The following is a 19,081-nucleotide window of genomic DNA, read 5'->3' on the forward strand; positions in this document are numbered from 1 at the left end:
CGATCACGGGGGGTCACGGTCCCGTGACCGCTTCAGCAACCGCCGCCCGTGAGGCGCGGGGCCGGTCCGGCCCCGACCGGGAGGAGTTCCGAATGAACCTGCGCACCCTGACCGCCGCGACCCTGGCCGCCGGCGCCGCCTTGGCCCTGGCCGCCTGCCAGCCCGCCGAAACCGAGGCCAACGCCGAGACCGCCGCCGCCGAAGCCGACATGGCCGCCGACAACGCCATGGACGCCGCTGGTGACGCCGCCGAGGCCGCCGGTTCGGCCGCCGCCGACGCTGGCGCCGCGACCGCCGAAGCCGCTGACGACGCCGCCGACGCCACGGCCGACGCCATGACCCCGCCGCCGCCGGCCGAGTAAGCCACGACGACGGACCGACGCTCGGCGCGGGTGGGCAATCCCCGCGCCGGGCGTCCTTTTTTCCGGGCTTGATCACGGCCGCATCACGCGTTCGTGAGATATCGCTTGCGAGCGAGCTCACATTCGCGTTATCTCCCGCTTGCGAGGATTCATGACCTCGTATGACCCTTCTGAAGGATTGCCCAAATGAACATCCGTTCGCTGATCGTCGCCGCCGCCGCTTCGGCCGCCGCCCTGTCGCTGGCCGCTTGCCAGCCGGCCGCTGAAGACACCGCCGAAGACGCCGCCGCCGAATCGGCCGCCGCCGCCGACACCGCCGCTGACGCCGCCGCCACCGCCGACGCCGCCGCCACCGACGCCGCCATGGCCGCTGGTGAAGCCGCCGACGCCGCTGCTCCGGCCGATGGCGCCATGGCCCCGGCCGACGGCGCGATGGCTCCGGCCGCCCCGGCCGCCGAAGCCCCGGCCGCTTAAGACTCTCGCCCCACGGCGAATTCTGGAAAGGGGCCGCCCTCGGGCGGCCCCTTTTTCGTTGCGCGCCGTTCGCCCCTGACCCAGGAAGCGGCGTGGTCGCCTCCTCCGACATCGACTGGTCAGACCCCGCCGCGCCGCGGTCGCGTGCCTATGGCGACGTCTATTTCTCGCTCGAGGACGGACTGGCCGAGAGCCGCGCCGTATTCCTGGCGGGGTGCGGCCTGCCCGAAGCGTGGCGGGATCGCCGCACTTTTACGGTCGCCGAGTTGGGCTTCGGCACCGGACTGAACATCGCGGCCCTTTTGACCCTGTGGCGCGAGACGGCGCCGCCGGACGCCAGATTGTCGATCTTCTCCATCGAAGCGCATCCGCTGTCCGCCGGGGAGGCTGCCCGCGCCCTGGCCGCCTGGCCGGAGATCGTGCCAGCCGCAGAGGCCCTGACCCGGGCCTGGCCCGCGACGACCCCCGGGTTTCACCGGCGCGATCTGCCCGAATGGCGCGCGACTCTCGATCTGGCGATCGGCGACGCGGCCTGGGCGCTGGAGCAGTGGTCGGGGCGGGCGGACGCCTGGTTCCTCGACGGCTTCGCGCCCTCGACCAACCCCGCCATGTGGTCGGACGTCGTGTTTGACGGGGTCGGCAAGCGGTCGGCGCCCGGAGCGCGGGTCGCCACCTTCACCGTCGCTGGAGCCGTGCGACGCGGCCTGGCCGAGCGCGGCTTCGTCGTCGACAAGCGCCCCGGCCACGGGCGCAAGCGCGAACGGCTGGAGGCGAGACTGCCGGGAATCGTAAGCGAGCCGGCTGAAGGCGATGTCCTGGTGATCGGCGCCGGCGTCGCCGGGGCGGCCGTCGCCCGCGCCCTGAGCGCCCAAGGCCTGCGCCCGGTCGTGATCGCGCCCGAGGATGAGGTCGGCATGGCCTCGGACTTTCGCGCCGCGCTGGTCACGCCCCGCTTCGATCTTGGCGATGCGGCGGTCGCGGCGCTGAACGCCCAGGCGCTGGAGCGCGCAGGCGCTCTCTATGACGCCGCGCCGGACGCCGTGCTGGAGCGCGGTGTGGTCCGGCTGGAAGGCAAACCGCGAGACGAAGAGCGCTTCGACCGGATCGCCGCGCAATCGCTGTGGTCGGACGGAGAGCTGCAGCGGTGCGACGCCGCCGCCATGACCGCCGCCCTGCGAGAGCCGGTCGCCATGGGCGGCCTGACCCTGCGCTCGGCCCTGGCGGTGCGGCCGCAAGCCATCCGGCGGTCGTGGCTGGGGGATGCTCAGAGGATCGCCGCCGAGGTCGCGCGACTCGAGCGGCGCTCGGACCGATGGTCGGCCCTGGACGTCCACGGCGGCCTGATCGCAGAGGCGGCGCAGGTCGTGATCGCCGCCGGCTGGGGCTCAGCCGCTCTCAGTCCCGATCTCGCGCTGCGCCCGTCACGGGGTCAGGTCAGCTGGGCTTCTGGCGGGGGGCCGATCCCGCCCGTAACCTGGGGCGGCTACGCCGTCCCCGTGGATGGCGGCCTGCTGTTCGGCGCCACCCATGATCGCGGCCGCACCGATGTGGAGGCCGATCCGGCGGACGACCGGCGCAATCTCGACGCCCTCACACGGGCTCTGCCGGAAGCGGCTGGCCGGCTCGACAGCTCGCGCATCGAGGGCCGGGGTGCTGTCCGCGCCACGACGGCCGATCATCTGCCGGTCTGCGGCCAGGCGGCGCCGGGCCTCTGGGTGCTCGGAGGCCTGGGGTCGCGGGGCTTCCTGATGGCGCCCCTTCTGGGAGAGCACCTCGCCGCCTCGATCGCGGGCGCGCCGTCACCGCTGCCCTGCGCCCTGTCCGCCCGGCTCGATCCCGGCCGGTTCATCGTGCATACAGCTGAGCCGTAGGAACCTTCCGGGCGACAGCCCCTTGGTTCTGAAGGAGACCCGTCATGCGCCCCATCATCATCGCCCTGTTCGGCCTGTCCGCGACCGCCCTTGCCGCCTGCGCCCCGACCGCCGCTTCGGACGGCGACATGGCGCGAGAGCCGCGCCAGTGCTTCTTCGTTTCAAGCGTCAACGCCTTCTCACCGATCGAGGGGGAGCGACGCGACACCATCTCCGTCCGGGCCGGGGTGCGCGACGAGTTCGAGCTTGAGCCGCTGGGCGTTTGTCAGGATATCCGGTGGGCCCAGGGCATCGCTCTGGTCCCTTCGATCGGCTCGGGCAGCAATCTATGCGTCGGCGATCTGGCCGATGTCGTCGCCCGAGGCGGCGGTGTGCGCGAGCAATGCCGGGTCCGCGTCCTGCGCAAGATCGAGCCGGCGCCGGAGACAGCGGACGACCAGGCGTCGTAGCATCGGGCAACTCGAGTTGACCCGCCGGGATTTGGCGGGCGAGCCGTCGCGCTGATATGGCGGCGGCGAGCCTGCGCGACGAGGAGACCCCGCCCATGTCCATCCCCTTCATCGACCTCCAGGCCCAGCGTCTGCGCCTCGGCGGCAGAATCGAGGCGGCGGTGCAGGCGGCGGTCGAGGGCGGCGCCTGGGTCATGGGACCCCAGGTGCGCGAGTTCGAGACGGCGCTGGCCGTCTTTGGGCGCGCCAAGCACGCGCTCGGCTGCGCCAACGGCACCGACGCCCTGGCCCTTCCGCTGATGGCCTGGGGGATCGGGCGCGGCGATGCGGTGTTCGTGCCCAGCTTCACCTTCGCGGCGACGGCCGAGATCGTGCCGTGGTTCGACGCCGAGCCGGTGTTCGTCGACGTCGATCCGGACACCTACAACATGGACCCGGAGGCCCTGGAGCGGGCCATCGCCGCCATCAAGGCCGAGGGTCGGCTGACCCCGCGCGTGGTCATCGCCGTCGACCTGTTCGGCCAGCCCGCCGACTATCCGGCCATCAAGGCGGTGTGCGACCGCCACGGCCTGAAGCTGATCTCGGACTCGGCGCAGGGGTTTGGGTGCACCCTGGGCGGCGACCACCCGCTGAAATGGGCCGACATCACCACGACCAGCTTCTTCCCGGCCAAGCCGCTGGGCTGTTACGGCGACGGCGGGGCGGTGCTGACCGACGACGACGAACTGGCTCAGCTGATCGATTCGATCCGGGTGCACGGCAAGGCCGTGGCGGTCGATCTGAAGGACCGCACCTTTGACCACGACCCCAAGTATCTGAACATGCGGATCGGCCTGAACAGCCGGCTGGACACCATCCAGGCCGCCGTCCTGATCGAGAAGCTCAAGGTCTTCGGCGAGGAAATCGAGATGCGCAATCGGGTGGCCGCCCGCTACAACGAGGCGCTGCGGCCGCATGTCGCCAAGGTCCCGGATGTGCCCCAGGGCAATGTCTCCAACTGGGCCCAGTACACGATCGAGCATGATGACCGCGACGCTCTGGCCGCGCATCTGAAGGCCCAGGGCGTGCCGACGGCGGTCTATTATCCGATCCCGCTGCACCTGCAGCCGGCCTATGAGGGGTTCCCGCGCGGCGACGGCGGCCTGCCGGTGACCGAACGGATCAAGGACCGGGTCATCAGCCTGCCCATGCACGCCGATCTGGACGAGGCGACGCAGGACAGGATCGTCGCGGCCGTGGCGTCGTTCGCCGGCTGAGTCCAGTCTGTCAGGTTCAGAGGCGCTTCAGACGCCGCGCCTGAGACTTCACCATCGCCATGGCCAGGGGTTCGGGCAGCACCGCCGACACGGCCGCGACCGTCTTGTTCAGCAGGCCGGGCACGACCACCAGCCGATTGGCCTCGACCCCGCGCCAACCGGCGGCGACCACGGCCTCGGCCGTCATCCACATCCAGTCCGGATAGGCGCGGGACACCTGATCGCGCGAGCCGTTGGCGTCGTGGAATTCGGTCAGGGTGTAGCCGGGGCACAGGGCCGAGACGTGCACGCCCGTGCCCTGCAGCTCCAGATTCAGTCCCCGGCTGGCCCTGATCAGGAAGCTCTTGATCGGGCCATAGAGAGTGTCGCCGCCGGTGGCGGGCAGGAAACCGGCCAGGGACGCGACATTGACGATCCGGCCATAGCCCCGCTCGACCATGGCTGGAGCCAGCAGTCGGCTGAGCGTGACCGGCGCCTGGAGCATCAGCCGCAGCATGGCGTCATGCGCCTCGGGCGCTGAGGACAGGAAACCATCCGTGCGGGAATAGCCGGCGTTGTTGATCAGGGCGTCGGGAATGGCCCGTTCGGCGATCAGCGCCAGAGCCAGAGCCTCGGGCGCCTTGGGCAAGCTGAGATCGAGAGGAATTTTCCAGACCTTGGGCGCGCCCAGGCGGCGGCACTCCGAGGCCACGAACTCCAGCTGGATCTCCCGCCGCGCGGTCAGGATCACCGACCAGCCCTGGCTGGCCAGCAGGGTGGCGAAGGCCGCGCCGATGCCGGCCGAGGCGCCGGTGATCAGGGCGACCTTCGGCCGCCCGCCCGCCCGCTCCGCAGCCTCGCTCATGCCGGCGCGACGGCCCTTGCGCGCGGGCGCGGGATTTCGGACAGGGACGCCGGATCGTCGGCCAGCAGGTCGGCGATGGTGATGCGGCTGAGCCGTTCGGCGGCGGCGGTGTCGGCGGCGGTCAGGACGCGCGCCACCTGACGCGGGATATGCTGGCCGACCGGGCAGCCCTTGGCCCCCGCCGGCGGGGAGCCCAGATGGGCGCAGCCGTTCACGGCGCGCAGCACCTCGTCCAGGGTGATGGTCTCGGCGGGCTTGAGCAGCCACGAGCCGCCCGACGCCCCGGCCCGGGTGGCGATCAGCCCGGCCTTGGCCAGCAGGGCCGTGACGCGCCGGATCACCACCGGATTGGTCGGCACCGAGGCCGCCAGCACGCCGCTGGCCACCGCCTGGGCGGCCGAGTGCGCGCCCTTGTGCGCCAGATAGGCGAGGGCGTGGGCGGCGACGGGAAAGCGCTGACTGTCGGACATCGTGAGACCCGGAACCTAGGCGCTCGGAAGGGTTTCCACAAACCGCATCATGATGCTCGCACAATCCGTGATTTCGTCGCGATTGCCGCAACTGCGAAAAGCGCCTAAACGCTCGCGCCTTTATGGCCGGCCCATGGTGGGTCCGATGGCCGGAGGAACACCATGGCAGGGGACAACCTCCCCGACGACGGCGCATCCGGCGCCGCGCCGCAGGATCCAAAATCCGTGACACCCCAGACGCCGCCCGCGCCTCCTGGCGACGGCGCCGCCGCGCAGGACGGCCACGGCCACGGCGTAAAGGGCGCGGGTTTCGCCGCCCTGCTGATCGGCGCGGTCGGCGTGGTGTTCGGCGACATCGGCACCAGCCCGCTTTACGCCCTGCGCGAGGCCCTGGCCCATTCCCGCAGCGGCGGCACGGCCGAGCTGGCCGTGCTGGGCACCGTCTCGCTGGTGTTCTGGGCCCTGATTATCGTGGTGACGATCAAATACGTCACCTTCCTGATGCGCGTGGACAACAAGGGCGAGGGCGGCACCCTGTCGCTGATGGCCCTGGCCCAGCGCGCCATCGGCAAACGCTCGACCCTGGTCTTCTTCCTGGGCGTCTGCGGCGCGGCGATGTTCTACGCCGACGGCGCCCTGACGCCGGCCGTGTCGGTGCTCTCGGCGGTCGAAGGGCTGGGTGACGCGCCGGGCGTGGGTCAGACCCTCAGCCCCTTCATCCTGCCGATCGCGGTCGGCATCCTGATCAGCCTGTTCCTGGTCCAGTCGCGGGGCACGGCCAGCATGGCCCGGGCCTTCGGGCCCCTGACCCTGGTCTGGTTCCTGACCCTGGCGGCGCTGGGCGTCTATCACATCTTCGACGACCCCTCGATCCTGAGAGCGCTGTCGCCGCACTACGGCGCGCTGTTCCTGATAGACAACGGCTTTCTCGGCTTCGTGCTGCTGGGCAGCGTCTTCCTGGCCGTGACGGGGGCGGAGGCGCTCTACACCGACATGGGCCATTTCGGAAAAGCGCCGATCCGGGCCGGCTGGCTGTTCATCATCCTGCCGTGCCTGATGCTGAACTATCTGGGCCAGGGCGCCCTGGTGCTGTCCGAGCCCGGCGCTCGGCTGAACCCGTTCTGGGAGATGATCCCGGAAATGCTCTATTGGCCGGTGCTGATCCTGGCCACCCTGGCCACCATCATCGCCAGCCAGGCGGTGATCACCGGCGCCTTCTCCCTGACCCAGCAGGCGGTGCAGCTGGGCCTGCTGCCCCGCACCAAGATCCTCCAGACGTCCGAGGTTCAGGCCGGCCAGATCTATGTGCCGGCCGTCAATATGGCGCTGCTGGTCGGGGTGCTGTTCCTGATCGCCATGTTCCCGACCTCGTCCCAGTTGGCGGGCGCCTATGGCGTGGCGGTGACGGGCGCCATGCTGGTCGACAGCCTGATCGCCTGGTTCATCGTGCGGCGGCTGTGGAAATGGAGCCTGCCGGTTTCCGTCCTGGCCATCCTGCCCTTCCTGATCATCGACCTGGCCTTCTTCGGCTCCAACCTGCTGAAGATTCCGCAGGGCGCTTGGGCGCCCCTGGCCATGGGCGCGGGCCTGGTCACCATCATGTGGACCTGGACGCGCGGCACCGAACTGCTGACCGCAAAGACCCGCAAGGACAGCCTGCCCCTGACCGATCTGATCCAGATGCTGAAGGCGCGGCCGCCGCACCGCACGCCGGGCACGGCGGTGTTCCTGACCTCCGACGCCGAGGTCGCCCCGGTCGCCCTGATGCACAACCTCAAGCACAACAAGGTGCTGCACGAGAAGAACGTCATCTTGTCGGTGAAGACCCAGGATCGTCCGCGCGTGCCCGAGAGCGAGCGGGTGCGCATGGAGCCGATCAGCGAGGACTTCAGCCGCCTGATCGTCAGCTACGGCTTCATGGAGACGCCCAACGTGCCCCGCGCTCTGGGCCTGTGCCGCAAGAAGGGGCTGAAGTTCGACATCATGTCGACCAGCTTCTTCCTGGGTCGCCGCTCGATCGTGCCCTCGGCGCGACACGGCATGCCCCTGTGGCAGGATCGGTTGTACATCTTCCTGATGCGTAACGCCGCCAACCCGACCGACTTCTTCCATATCCCGCCCGGCCGCGTGGTCGAGATGGGCACCCAGGTGCAGGTGTGAGGGCCGGCGGCGCCGGCGGGCGTAAGCCCCGAGGCGAACCCGGCAAGGGCGGTCTGCGGGGTCGCGAGGCCGAGGCGGACGCCCAGGGGCCGGGCGTCGAGGCGCGGATCGCCGCGGGCGTGCTGCTGAACGCCGCCCTGGAGCGGCGCGGCGGCATGGACGAGGTGATGGGCAAGGCCGAGGTCGCCGCCCTGTCCGGGCCCGACCGCGCCTTCGCCCGCGCTGTGGCGCTGGCGGCGCTGAGGCGGCTGGGCGAGATCGACGCCATCCTGGATCGTCGGCTGGCCAAACGCCCCTCCCCCGCTGTGATGACCATCCTGCGTCTGGCGCTGGCCCAATTGCTGGTTCTGGAGACGCCGGCCTTCGCCGTGGTCTCGACCGCCGTGCGCCAGGCCGAGCGAGACGGGGCGACGCGCCAGTACAAGGGTCTGGTCAACGCCGTGCTGCGCGGCATCGGACGCGACGGCTTCGGCCCCACCGATCCGGTCGCCAACCTGCCTGACTGGCTCGCCGCACGCTGGCGCGCCACCTATGGCGAGGCGGCCCTGGCCGGTTTGGCCGAGGCCACGCGCCACGAGCCGCCGACCGACCTGACCCGGCGCGACCCGTCCGGCGCCGAGGCCCTGGCCGCGGCGGTCGAGGGCGAAGCCCTGCCCGGCGGCTCGGTGCGCACCCGGCTCAAGGGCGACGTCGCCGGCTGGCCAGGGTTCGAGGACGGGACCTGGTGGGTTCAGGACGCCGCCGCCGCCGCGCCCGCCCGCCTGCTGACGGCCCGCCCCGGCGAAACGGTGCTGGACCTCTGCGCCGCGCCAGGCGGGAAGACGCTACAGCTGGCCGCGACCGGCGCGGTGATCACCGCCCTGGATCGCTCCGACAGCCGGTTGAAGCGGCTCCGCGCAAATCTGGCCCGCACCAAGCTGGAGGCCGAGGTGGTGGTCGCCCCGGCCGAGGACTGGGAGGACGCCCGGCAGTTCGACGCCGTCCTGCTGGATGCGCCGTGCACGGCCACCGGCACCTATCGCCGCAACCCCGAGGCCCTGAGCGCCACCCGCCCCGCCGACGTCGCCAAGCTGGCCGACGTGCAGCACCGCCTGCTGGACGTGGCCGCGGCCAAGGTGAAGCCCGGCGGACGGCTGGTCTACTGCGTCTGCTCGCTGGAGCGCGAAGAAGGCGAGACCCAGATCATCGCCTTTCTGCGCCGCAACCCGGCCTTCCGCACGGTCGCCGCCGTTCCGGCCGAGGTCGGCGCGCCCGACGAGGCCCTGACGCCGGAGGGCTGGCTGCGCATCCTGCCGTCGATGTGGTCCGAACGCGGCGGCGTCGATGGCTTCTTCGTCGCGCGTCTGGAGCGGGTAGGGTAGCATCGGAATCCAGCCGCTCGCCTTGCCGTCGCCGCATCGGCGTCCTATCGCGGGGCGATGAGTTCGACGCCTCTAATCTGCCCGTCCATCCTCGCCTCCGACTTCGCCCGACTGGGCGAGGAGGTCGCCGCGCTGGAGGCCGCCGGGGCCGACTGGATCCATGTCGACGTCATGGACGGCCATTTCGTGCCCAACCTGACCATGGGGCCGGCGATCGTGAAGGCTCTGAGGCCGCACACCGCCCTGCCCTTCGACGTGCATCTGATGGTCGCGCCGGTCGATCCGTGGCTTGAGGCCTATCGCGAGGCCGGCGCTGATATCCTCAGCGTCCACCCCGAGAGCGGCCCGCATGTCCATCGCACGCTGGGCCAAATTCGCCGGCTGGGCGCCAAGGCCGGGCTGGTCCTGAACCCGGGCACGCCGGTCGCCGCGCTGGAGCCGGTGATCGAGCTGGTCGATCTGGTGCTGATCATGTCGGTCAATCCCGGCTTCGGCGGCCAGGCCTTCATCGACGCCTCTCTGAGGAAGATCGCCGCCGTACGCGCCCTGCTCGATCAGGCGGGATCGGAGGCGCATCTGCAGGTCGACGGCGGGGTGACTGCCGCCAACGCCCGCGCCTGCGTCGACGCCGGGGCCGACGCCCTGGTCGCCGGCACTTCGGTGTTCAAGGGCGGCGCGGGCGCCTATCGCGCCAGCATCCAGGCTCTGAAAGCAGCGTGAGCGACGGAACGCCCATCGCCGGTCTGCCGGGCGCCCCGGTCCGGACCCCCGTCCGCCAGCGGTCCAGCGGCCTGCCGCCGCGCCTGTGGCCGGCCGTCGCCGGTCGGCTGGTCACCCGTCAGGCGTGGATCGAGCTCTATGGCATGCCCGGCTATCGCCGCACCCTGCCGGGCGGCGTCACGGGCCTGGGCGGCGCGCCGCGCGATTTCCGGCCGGTGGACAAGGTTCAGGGCGAGGAAATCCTGGCCGGGCGCTTCCTGCTGGCCGGCGCCGCGATGGAGGCCGAGGATCCGTTCGATCGGCCCAGCCCCAGCCGCGCCTTCGCCCAGGCCTTGCACGGCTTCGACTGGCTGCCCGGGTTGATGTCCCAGGGCGAGGCCGGGGCGCGTCAGGGCGCGCGCCTGACCCTGTTGTGGCATGCCCATTTCGCCCGCTGGTCGCCCTTCGCCTGGGACCCGGAGATTCTGGCGCGGCGCGCCTACAATCTGGCGGTCGCGGCGCGGCGTATGCATGGGACGGCGGCGGAGGCCGATCGGCCCCTGCTGCTGGGCGTGGTCGCGGCCCAGGGACGTCAGTTGCTGCGGCCGCCCGGCGGGGTCGCGGGCCGGGCCGAACGGGCGGCGGCGGCGGCCATCGTCGGCTGCGCCCTGTCGGGTCCCGCCGCCGAAAAACTGAAGCGTGTCGGCTGCAAGCAGCTGGCCACCGCCCTGGAGCTGACGGTCGCCGCCGACGGTTCCCACGCCTCGCGCAGTCCTGAGGCCGGGCTGGAGCTGCTGCTCGATCTGCAGACGCTGGAGGAGGCTCTGCACCAGGTTTCGGCGCCGATCCCGGCGGCGGTGACGGCGGCGATCCAGCGGCTGACGCGGGCGCTGGAGTTCCACCGCCTGCCTGATGGCCGTCTGCCCGCCTTCAACGGCGGCGGCCCGTCCGAAGCGGCGCGCGTCGCCGCGGCCCATCCCGGCAAGTTCAAGGCGGAGGAGCCCAGCCGCAAGCCGGTCGGCGGCTATGTCCGCCTGGGCAGCCCGCTGCTGAGCGTGGTGGCCGACGCCGAGGCGCCGCCCTCCGGACCCTGGTCGCGTCACGCCTGCGCCCAGCCGCTGGCGGTCGAAATCCTGTGCGGCCGCGACCGGCTGATCACCAATTCCGGCTGGACGCCGGCCGCACCGGAGCGACAGGCGCTGCGGCTGACGCCTGGGGGCTCGACCCTGATGCTGGGCGATGGGTCGGTGCAGGAACCGCTGACCGGCTGGACCGGCGAACTGCTGGACGCGCGATTGGACGGCCCCGCGCTCGATGTCACCCACGACCGGCGCGACGGCGAGGGCGCGGTGTGGCTGGAAATCCAGCACGACGGCTGGAAGCCGCAGTTTGGCCTGCTGCACCAGCGGCGGCTCTATCTGGACCAGCGACTGGACGAACTTCGCGCCGAGGAACGCCTGTGGCCCGCGCCCGGCCATGTCGCCGAGCGGCCGATCGCGGCGCCCTGGGCCGTGCGTTTCCATCTGGAGCCCGGCGTCTCGGCGGAGCTGTCGAGGGATCGCCGCAGCATCCTGTTGCGCGGGCGCTCCGGGCGCGGCTGGTGGTTCCGAACCGACGGCCCGGACCTGGCCGTTGATACGGCGGTTCATGCGGAGCGGGGCGTGATCCGGCGAGGCCAGCAGATCGTGGTGCGCGGGTCGGCCCGCACCGATGCTGAAACCAAGATTCGCTGGAAGCTCAGCCCCGCCGGCGCGACCGAAGGCTGATCCGCCTCAGCCGACGGCCGGGAGCTCGATCCAGAAGGTCGCGCCCTCTCCCGGCGCGCTTTTCACGCCGATGGTCCCGCCCATCAGCTCGGTCAGGCGCTTGGCCAGGGTCAGGCCGATGCCGTGACCTTCGATGGTGGAGCGCTCCAGTCCGAGGCGATTGAAGGGCTCGAACAGTTGGGCCTGCTTCTCCGGGGTCAGGCCGGGGCCCTGATCGGTGACATCGACGCGCACGACCTCGCCGAGTCGGCGGACACGGAAACGGACCTCGCCGCCGCCGCCGCCATATTTCACCGCATTGGTGGCGAGGTTGCCGATCACCTGGGTCAGCCGGATGGAGTCCGCCCGGGCCACGAGCCCGTCGCCTTCCAGGACGACATCGACGAGCAGCTTGGACGCCTCGGGCATGAGGGCGATCTTGCGCCGCACATCATCGACCACCCCGGCCACGTCGACGGGGCGAAGCTCCAACGGCACGCGGCCCGCCTCAGCCTGGGCGACGTCGAGCAGGTCGTGCGCGAGGGTTTCGACCTGACGCGCGGTCCGCACCAGCATGTCGGCCATCTCGGCCTGTTGCGGTGTAACCGTGCCCAGCTGGCCGGATGACCACAGCTCGCCGATGCCGATAACCCCGGCGACCGGACTCTTGATTTCATGCGCCACATTGGCGAGCAGGCGCGACTTGGCGGCGCTGGCGCGTTCTGCCTTGGCCTGGCCGGCGACGGCGCGCTCGGCGTAACCGTCCCGCTCCTGCAATAGGGCCGCGACCATCAGGAACGGCAGGGCGACCGACACCAGCATCAGTTGGGTCGCGATCAGCCGCTCGTCGATCGGAAGCGACCCCACGGCGCCCGTCGCCGCGCCGCCGAGCATGGCCGCGAAGACGAAGCCCGAGGCGATCAGCATCGCCAGCGACACACCCGCGACACGGAGCCGCGCGGCGACCAGCACCATCAGGGCGTTGAGCAGAAAGCCCATCGGAATGCTGGCCGAGAAATAGATCCACCAGCAGGCGCCGGCGATCATGGCCATGAGTCCGGCCCACTCCAGAAGGCGAACGGGTTTGCTGAGCGCGACCAAGGACTGGCGCCCGACGGAGAGGAGCAGCGGCAGGGCGATGACCATCCCCAGCGTGTGACCGAACCACCAGGTCTGAACCCCCAGCCAGTAGGAGGCGCCGGTCGCCAGGGTGAAATAGGCCGAACCGATCGCCGCCCCGACCAGGGTCGCCAAGGCCACCACCGCGAACAGTCTGAGAATGGCCGTGACCGAGCTGACGCTGAAATCCGGCGCCAGGCGTCGGCCCAGAGCCACGGCCAGAACGATCTCGGCCATATTGGCGCCCGTCAGCCAGAAGGCCGGGGCCAGATGATGCCCGGACAGCAGCTCGCCGATCAGGATGCCGAGGGACAGGACGCCGCCGAACAGCAGGTCGTGAGACAGGCCGCGCCCGGTTCGGATCCAGGCCGCCACGGCCAAAGCCACCGGCAGCCACATGACCACGATCCCCTCGGCCGTCCGCCCGAAACGGATCGACAGCATCACCAGAACGGCCATGGCCACGCTGGTCAGGATCGGCGCGAGGGGAGAGACCGCCAGCGCCCCCTGGGCGTTCGGCAAGACGCGTGCGGCGACGGCCTGCGCCCCCTCGGGCGGCAATGGCGATCGGTCCAGGACGCGGCTGAAGGGCATGGACACCAGCTGAGCGGACGACATGGCCTCAGCTAGAGCACAAGCCTCCTAACAAATTGCGAGTACAGAACCGCTTCCAGCCAGTTCAGGCCTGGAACAGGGCGTTAAACCGCCGAACGGCCTCGGCCGGTCCCTGCGGGTGCGCCCAGACGCCGGCCGACACCGCCAGAAAGTCCGCGCGCGCCGCGACGAGACCGGCCGCGTTGTCGATCGTGATCCCGCCGATGGCCACGCACGGAATCTGCATCGTCTCCTGCCAGATGGTCAGGATCTCGGGGTCCGGCCGATGGACGGTTTCCTTCGTCGCCGTCGGGAAGAAGGCGCCGAAGGCGACATAGTCGGCGCCCGCCTCGGCCGCCTCCATGGCCAGATGGCGGCTGTCATGGCAGGTGGCGCCGATCATGGCGTCCGGCCCCATGATCCGGCGCGCTTCCGTCACCGAGGCGTCCGACTGACCCACATGGACACCGTCGCAGCCCAGCCGCCGCGCCAGATCGGGTCGATCGTTGAGAAGCACCGCCACGCCGCGCGCCTGGGCGATGGGCATGAGCTGTTCCACAGCCCGCACCACCTCGGCCTCGTCCGCCGGCTTGAGACGGACCTGAAGCGCCGCCACATCCCCGGCGTCGAGCGCCGCCTCCAGATCGCGCGCGAAGGCGTTGAGGTCGGCGATGGCCGGCGGTGTGATCAGATAGAGACGGCAGGTCATGGCCGGCGGGTGCGCGCTCAGGTCGCGGGCGTCAAGCGTTCACGACGATGCGAACGCCTTGCATCCGCGTTATCGGCGCTATAGAGAATGATTATCAGTCATCCGTCGTCGGGGCGGCCTCTTGTACGTCTGCAATTGTAACGGTCTGCGCCAGCGCGATGTCGCCGCCGCCATCGAGGCGGGGGCCTGTCGGCCGCGCGACGTCTTCGCCCGGCACCAGTGCGCGGCCCAGTGCGCCAAGTGCGTCTGCGAGATGCGACAGATGATCCAGGACAGCCGCGAAGCCTATGCCATGGCGGCCGAATAATCGCTGACGGTTCTGCGTTTCACTCTCGATAGAGTGATAAAAACTCGCAAATAAACAACGGCCAAGCGGCTGTGTTATAGCCCTCCCCACGTCGAGAGGAGACCACGGCCATGAAGGGCGACCCCGCCATCATCCGCACCCTGAACGCGGTGCTGACCAACGAGCTGACCGCGGTCAACCAGTACTTCCTGCACGCCCGCATGTTCGAGAGCTGGGGCCTTAAGCACCTGGGCCAGGTGATCTACGACGAATCGATCGGCGAGATGAAACACGCCGACAAGGTGATCAAACGCATCCTGTTCCTGGACGGCCTGCCCAACCTGCAGGATCTGCACAAGCTGAAGATCGGCGAGCACGCCATCGAATGCCTGGGCGCGGATCTGGAGCTGGAGCTGGGCGGTCGCGCCGACCAGCTGAAGGGCATCGCCCAGTGCGAGGAAGCCGGCGATTACGTCAGCCGCCAGATCCTGATGGAAATCCTGTCGGACACCGAAGAGCACATCGATTTCCTCGAGGCCCAGTTCAAGATCATCGAACAGGTGGGCGCCCAGAACTATCTGCAGACGGCGATGGGCACGATCGAACCCGACGGCTCGGCCACCGGCAACTGACGCCGACGGCGGGGTTGCGCCGGGCGCGCCCCGCCCCCACTGAACGGTCCCGCCGGTCGTTCAGAGGTCCACCATGCTCCGTGTCGCCATCCAGATGGACCCGATCGAGTCGGTCGACGTCCGGTCCGACACCACCTTCATGATGGCGCTGGAGGCCCAGACGCGCGGCCACCGCCAGTGGGTCTATGACTTCCGGACCCTGGCGCTGGAGGACGGACGGCTGTTCTGCCGGGCGCGGCCGGTGACCTTGCGGGAGAGCCAGGGCGACCATGTCGACTTCGGCGACCCTGTGCGGCTGGATCTGGCCGAGGACGTCGATGTCATCCTGATGCGTCAGGATCCGCCCTTCGACATGGCCTATGTGACCGCCACCTATCTGCTGGAGACGGTCCATCCCGGGACCCTGGTGGTCAACCATCCGTCTGAGGTCCGCTCGGCTCCCGAGAAGCTGCTGGCCACGCGCTTTCCCGGCCTTCAGCCGCCGACCCTGATCTCATCTGACGCCGAGGCCCTGGCCGACTTCCACGCAAGGCACGGCGATGTGGTGCTCAAGCCCCTGCACGGCGCCGCCGGCTCGGGGGTGGTGCGGCTGAAGGCCGGCGATCCGAACCTGGAGGCCCTGGTCGAGATCCACGCCACGGGGTCGCGCGACCCGCTGGTGATCCAGAAATTCGTGCCCGCCGTCTCGGCCGGCGACAAGCGCATCATCCTGATCGAGGGCGAGCCGGTGGGGGCGATCAACCGCATCCCGGCCGAGGGTCAGGTGCGCTCCAATCTCAGGGTCGGAGGACGCGCCGCCGCCGTGGATCTGACCGACCGCGACCGCGAGATTTGCGCGGCCATCGGCCCGATCCTGAAGGAACGGGGACTGATCTTCGTCGGCATCGACGTGATCGGCGACTATCTGACCGAGATCAACGTCACCTCGCCCACCGGCGCCCAGCAGCTGAAGCGGTTCAGCGGCATCGACGCCGCCGCCCTGATGTGGGACGCGATCGACCGGCGCTTGGCCTAGACCAGCAGGGCCTTCAGCACCCCATCCAGCACGGGTCGGCCCCTGGCGGTGGCCACCAGCCGGTTGTTGGTTACCGTCAGGAAGCCGTCGGCCATGAGGTCGGCCGCGGGCGACGTCCCGACCGACAGGCCCAAGGTCGCCAGCAGAGACATCGGCGCGCCCTCGACGGTGCGCAGACCCAACAACAGACGCTCCTCGGCGGCGTCGCGCGGGGTCAGCGGCTCCCGCTCCGACCACGGCTGACCCGCCTCGACCCCGGCGGCATAGCCGTTGACCGCGCGGTGGGCGACGGTCGCAGTCCGGACGCCGTTGAGCGTCAACCGGCCGTGGGCTCCGGGCCCAAGACCCAGATAATCGCCGCCGCGCCAGACGTGCAGATTGTGCGCCGAGCGGGCCGCGACGCCGCGCGCGTGGTTGGACACCTCATAAGCCTCGAACCCGGCGGCCTCGAGCCCAGCCTGGGTCGCCTCGTAGAGGTCAGCGGCGGCGTCCTCTTCCGGCGGACGGAGCGTGCCCCGGGCGAAGGCGCGGCCGAACGCGGTCCGGGGCTCGATGGTCAGCTGATAGGGGGAGACGTGCTCGGGGCCGAGGTCGATGGCCCGCGCCAGTTCGTCGTGCCAGTCCTGTTCGCTCTGGCCCGGCCGGGCGTAGATCAGATCGACGGAGACCCGACCGAACGCGGCCTGGCCGGCCCGGACCGCCCGCACGCCCTCGGCGGCGGAGTGGTCACGGCCCAGGAATTTCAGGGCGTCGTCGTCCAGCGACTGCAGGCCCAACGACAGACGGTTGATCCCCGCCTCGGCGAAGGCGGCGTAGCGGGCCGTCTCGGCGTCGGTGGGATTGGCCTCCAGTGTCACCTCGACCTCGTCGGCCGGAAACAGCGCCCGCGCACGGGCGATGATCCGCGCCGCCAGATCGGGCGGCATCAGGCTGGGCGTGCCGCCGCCCAGGAAGATCGAGGCCAGCGGCCGGGGTCCGATCAGCCCCGCCTGGGCCTCCAGGTCGGCCAGGATCGCCTCGCCCAGCCGCGCCCCCTCGGCCTCGCGGCCCCGAGCCCGCACCACGTTGAAATCGCAGTAGGGGCAGATGCGCGCGCAATAGGGCCAGTGGACATAGAGGCCGACGCCCCGGGGGCGATCCTCAAGCGCCTCACTCAAACAGCGCCGCCTTCAGCTTTTCGAAGGCGCGGGCGCGGTGGCTGAGGGCGTCCTTCTCGGCCGGGTCCATCTCGCCGAAGGTCTGGTCGCGGCCTTCGGGCAGGAAGATGGGGTCATAGCCGAAGCCCCGCTCGCCGCGTGGCGGAAAGACCAGCGTCCCGTCCACCCGACCCTCAACCACCACGCACGGCCCGTCGGGCCAGGCCACGGCCAGGGCGGAGGTGAACCAGGCGGCGCGGTCGCCGGAGCCGACCTCCTCCAGCCGCTCCTCGACCTTCTTCATCGCATGGCCGAAGTCCTTGTCGGGACCGGCCCAGCGCGCCGAAAAGATGCCGGGCGCGCCGTCCAGCGCCGCGACCGACAGGCCGGAGTCGTCGGCGATGGCCACGAGGCCCGCACGATCCGCAGCGGCCCGAGCCTTCAGAAGGGCATTGCCCATGAAGGTCTGTTCGATCTCGTCGGGCTCGGGCAGGCCCAGGTCTCCGGCCGAGACGATGTCGAAGCGGCCGTCCAGCAGGGCGGCGATCTCGACCGCCTTGCCGGGATTGTGCGTGGCCGCGACCAGCCGGGTTCCGTTCTGAAGTTTCAGGCTCATGAGACCTTCTCTTACAGGCCCGTAATCCATTGCGGAAGCTTAATCCCAATAAATCCGATGTAACTTGAGAACAGAGTGGCCCGGTCATACACATCATCTCAAGAACGAAGCCGAGACGTTCTTCGGAAGAACAACTTCCGGACTACAAGAAAAAGCGGCAAGCAAAACGATCAAACCGGGCAGTCCGGGGCGACACCCAAAGGAAAGACGGAGACTAACGATGAACACCATGAACGCTTCGCTGTGGATGGACCGGGTTGGCAACACGGTCATGAACGCTGTCCTGCTGGCCGGCCTGCCGATCGGCTTCATCGCCGCCCTGGTTCAGTCCTTCTGATCGCGTCGGCTTTGACGACGACCATGAAGGGCGCGACAAGGAGGTCCGCGCGCCGACATCCCCTCCGGCGCGCGGCCCCACCGGCCCGCAACCTTTGAGACCATGACCGACCAGCCCGGACAGACGCGAAATCACCGACGCGCTCCGGGCTTCGCCTTCAAGGCCCCGCATCTTCGGGCGCCGCACATTCCGACCCCGCGAGCCATGGGCCCGGGCTCGGTGGCCAGCCTGCTCAAGATCGCCCTCGACGTCGCCCACGCCCTGCTGTGGCTGATGGCGGGTGTGCTGACCCTGGCCTTCATCACCTTCGTGTTCGTACCTCTGGACAATCTGACCGTCGTCGACGGGGACCGACAGTTGCCGCTCGTCCGATCGGTGGTGCTGTTCGGCATCGGCGCTTTCATCGCCTATTTCGGCGCCTTCATTCTGATCGTGCGCAATCTGCGCCAGATGTTCCGCACCCTGACCCAGGGCGACCCCTTTCATCCGCGCAATGTCACCCGACTGCGCCAGATCGGCCTGGTGCTGGCCACGGTCACCGGCGGCGTCTTCATCGTCCAGAGCTTCGTCAGCCGGTCGGCGCTGGGTTATGTCGATCGGCCCAGCGTGGGGGATCTGATGACTCCGCTGTTCGCCGTGCTGATCGTCTTCGTCCTGGCCGAGGTGTTCCGCGAGGGCGCCCGTCTGCGCCGCGAGAGCGAGCTGACCATCTGATGGCCATCCGCATCCAGCTCGACCGCCTGCTGCACGCGCGCCGCATGTCCCTGGCCGAACTGGCCGACCGCGTGGGCGTCACCGAGGCCAATCTGACCATCCTGAAGACCGGCGGCGCCCGGGCCGTGCGGTTCTCGACCCTGGACGCCCTGTGCCGCGAGCTGGACTGCCAGCCCGGCGATTTGGTGGTCTGGGAGCCCGGCCCACTCACCTTCTCCGACGAGATTTGAGC

20 protein-coding genes are annotated in these 19,081 nt (G+C 70.2%); 14 read left to right on the forward strand and 6 right to left on the reverse strand.

All coding sequences use genetic code 11. From position 1 onward, the window contains the following. The first annotated feature begins 92 nt into the window (after positions 1–92). The 5 genes from EES48_RS09570 to EES48_RS09590 all read left to right on the forward strand — a co-directional run bounded on the left by EES48_RS09570 (position 93) and on the right by EES48_RS09590 (position 4,412). Positions 93–362, forward strand: a complete 270-nt coding sequence (locus tag EES48_RS09570) for a hypothetical protein (RefSeq protein WP_122466142.1) — start codon at positions 93–95, stop codon at positions 360–362. 186 nt (positions 363–548) lie between these two features. Further along, entirely contained in the window at positions 549–836 is a 288-nt protein-coding gene (locus EES48_RS15025; protein WP_205679417.1) for a hypothetical protein, read from the forward strand. Between the two features lie 92 nt (positions 837–928). Then, complete coding sequence (gene mnmC2, locus EES48_RS09580) at positions 929–2,707, forward strand: tRNA (5-methylaminomethyl-2-thiouridine)(34)-methyltransferase MnmC2 (RefSeq protein ID WP_122466143.1); 1,779 nt, start codon at positions 929–931, stop codon at positions 2,705–2,707. Positions 2,708–2,751: 44 nt separating this feature from the next. Then, positions 2,752–3,156, forward strand: coding sequence for a DUF6491 family protein (locus EES48_RS09585; RefSeq protein ID WP_122466144.1), 405 nt, complete (start codon positions 2,752–2,754; stop codon positions 3,154–3,156). Positions 3,157–3,251: 95 nt separating this feature from the next. Next, the gene (locus EES48_RS09590; RefSeq protein ID WP_122466244.1) at positions 3,252–4,412 is read left to right on the forward strand and encodes a DegT/DnrJ/EryC1/StrS family aminotransferase; all 1,161 of its coding nucleotides are present in this window, start codon (positions 3,252–3,254) and stop codon (positions 4,410–4,412) included. A gap of 16 nt (positions 4,413–4,428) precedes the next feature. Here the strand turns inward: EES48_RS09590 and EES48_RS09595 are convergent, their stop codons facing one another. Both EES48_RS09595 and EES48_RS09600 read right to left on the reverse strand, forming a co-directional pair. Further along, entirely contained in the window at positions 4,429–5,256 is an 828-nt protein-coding gene (locus EES48_RS09595; protein ID WP_122466145.1) for an SDR family NAD(P)-dependent oxidoreductase, read from the reverse strand. Beyond that, positions 5,253–5,726, reverse strand: coding sequence for an Rrf2 family transcriptional regulator (locus tag EES48_RS09600; protein ID WP_122466146.1), 474 nt, complete (start codon positions 5,724–5,726; stop codon positions 5,253–5,255). The genes EES48_RS09595 and EES48_RS09600 overlap by 4 nt, the downstream gene beginning before the upstream one ends. Positions 5,727–5,888: 162 nt before the next feature. Here EES48_RS09600 and EES48_RS09605 point away from each other — a divergent pair, with 162 nt between their 5' ends. From EES48_RS09605 to EES48_RS09620, 4 genes are read left to right on the forward strand one after another with little or no spacing between them, the layout of a single operon-like run. Next, complete coding sequence (locus tag EES48_RS09605; RefSeq protein ID WP_122466147.1) at positions 5,889–7,886, forward strand: potassium transporter Kup; 1,998 nt, start codon at positions 5,889–5,891, stop codon at positions 7,884–7,886. Beyond that, positions 7,883–9,247, forward strand: coding sequence for an RsmB/NOP family class I SAM-dependent RNA methyltransferase (locus EES48_RS09610; RefSeq protein ID WP_122466148.1), 1,365 nt, complete (start codon positions 7,883–7,885; stop codon positions 9,245–9,247). The genes EES48_RS09605 and EES48_RS09610 overlap by 4 nt, the downstream gene beginning before the upstream one ends. 57 nt (positions 9,248–9,304) lie before the next feature. Continuing rightward, positions 9,305–9,967, forward strand: coding sequence for a ribulose-phosphate 3-epimerase (gene rpe, locus EES48_RS09615; RefSeq protein WP_122466149.1), 663 nt, complete (start codon positions 9,305–9,307; stop codon positions 9,965–9,967). Then, on the forward strand, positions 9,964–11,712 hold the full coding sequence (locus EES48_RS09620; protein ID WP_240623299.1) for a heparinase II/III family protein: 1,749 nt from the start codon (positions 9,964–9,966) through the stop codon (positions 11,710–11,712). The genes rpe and EES48_RS09620 overlap by 4 nt, the downstream gene beginning before the upstream one ends. Before the next feature lie 6 nt (positions 11,713–11,718). Here the strand turns inward: EES48_RS09620 and EES48_RS09625 are convergent, their stop codons facing one another. Together EES48_RS09625 and thiE are read right to left on the reverse strand one after the other, a co-directional pair. Next, entirely contained in the window at positions 11,719–13,428 is a 1,710-nt protein-coding gene (locus EES48_RS09625; protein ID WP_122466151.1) for a sensor histidine kinase, read from the reverse strand. A gap of 61 nt (positions 13,429–13,489) precedes the next feature. After that, positions 13,490–14,113 (reverse strand): thiamine phosphate synthase, encoded by a 624-nt coding sequence (thiE, locus tag EES48_RS09630; RefSeq protein ID WP_122466152.1) that lies wholly within the window; start codon positions 14,111–14,113, stop codon positions 13,490–13,492. Between the two features lie 121 nt (positions 14,114–14,234). On the opposite strand from thiE, the gene EES48_RS09635 reads away from it, so the two are divergent. The 3 genes from EES48_RS09635 (at position 14,235) to gshB (ending at position 16,046) form a co-directional block, all read left to right on the forward strand. Next, positions 14,235–14,420, forward strand: coding sequence for a (2Fe-2S)-binding protein (locus EES48_RS09635; RefSeq protein ID WP_122466153.1), 186 nt, complete (start codon positions 14,235–14,237; stop codon positions 14,418–14,420). 110 nt (positions 14,421–14,530) lie between these two features. Continuing rightward, positions 14,531–15,031 (forward strand): bacterioferritin, encoded by a 501-nt coding sequence (gene bfr, locus EES48_RS09640; RefSeq protein WP_122466154.1) that lies wholly within the window; start codon positions 14,531–14,533, stop codon positions 15,029–15,031. A 73-nt stretch (positions 15,032–15,104) separates the two neighbouring features. Further along, the gene (gene gshB, locus EES48_RS09645) at positions 15,105–16,046 is read left to right on the forward strand and encodes a glutathione synthase (RefSeq protein ID WP_122466155.1); all 942 of its coding nucleotides are present in this window, start codon (positions 15,105–15,107) and stop codon (positions 16,044–16,046) included. Here the strand turns inward: gshB and hemW are convergent. Further along, a complete protein-coding gene (gene hemW, locus EES48_RS09650) occupies positions 16,043–17,203 on the reverse strand; it encodes a radical SAM family heme chaperone HemW (RefSeq protein ID WP_122466156.1) in 1,161 nt (386 codons plus the stop codon). The two genes, gshB and hemW, sit on opposite strands and share 4 nt — an antisense overlap. Further along, positions 17,196–17,798, reverse strand: a complete 603-nt coding sequence (gene rdgB / locus EES48_RS09655) for an RdgB/HAM1 family non-canonical purine NTP pyrophosphatase (protein WP_122466157.1) — start codon at positions 17,796–17,798, stop codon at positions 17,196–17,198. Before rdgB ends, hemW begins: the two co-directional genes overlap by 8 nt. A gap of 439 nt (positions 17,799–18,237) precedes the next feature. On the opposite strand from rdgB, the gene EES48_RS09660 reads away from it, so the two are divergent. Both EES48_RS09660 and EES48_RS09665 read left to right on the forward strand, forming a co-directional pair. Beyond that, positions 18,238–18,849, forward strand: coding sequence for a DUF2975 domain-containing protein (locus EES48_RS09660; RefSeq protein WP_122466158.1), 612 nt, complete (start codon positions 18,238–18,240; stop codon positions 18,847–18,849). Continuing rightward, positions 18,849–19,079 carry a helix-turn-helix domain-containing protein gene (locus EES48_RS09665; protein ID WP_122466159.1) on the forward strand — a complete coding sequence of 77 codons (231 nt, stop codon included), beginning with the start codon at positions 18,849–18,851 and terminating at the stop codon, positions 19,077–19,079. Before EES48_RS09660 ends, EES48_RS09665 begins: the two co-directional genes overlap by 1 nt. Positions 19,080–19,081 lie beyond the last annotated feature (2 nt).

Origin of the sequence: Brevundimonas lutea, assembly GCF_003704105.1 — a bacterium.
In the GTDB taxonomy this organism is placed as follows: Bacteria; Pseudomonadota; Alphaproteobacteria; order Caulobacterales; family Caulobacteraceae; genus Brevundimonas; species Brevundimonas lutea.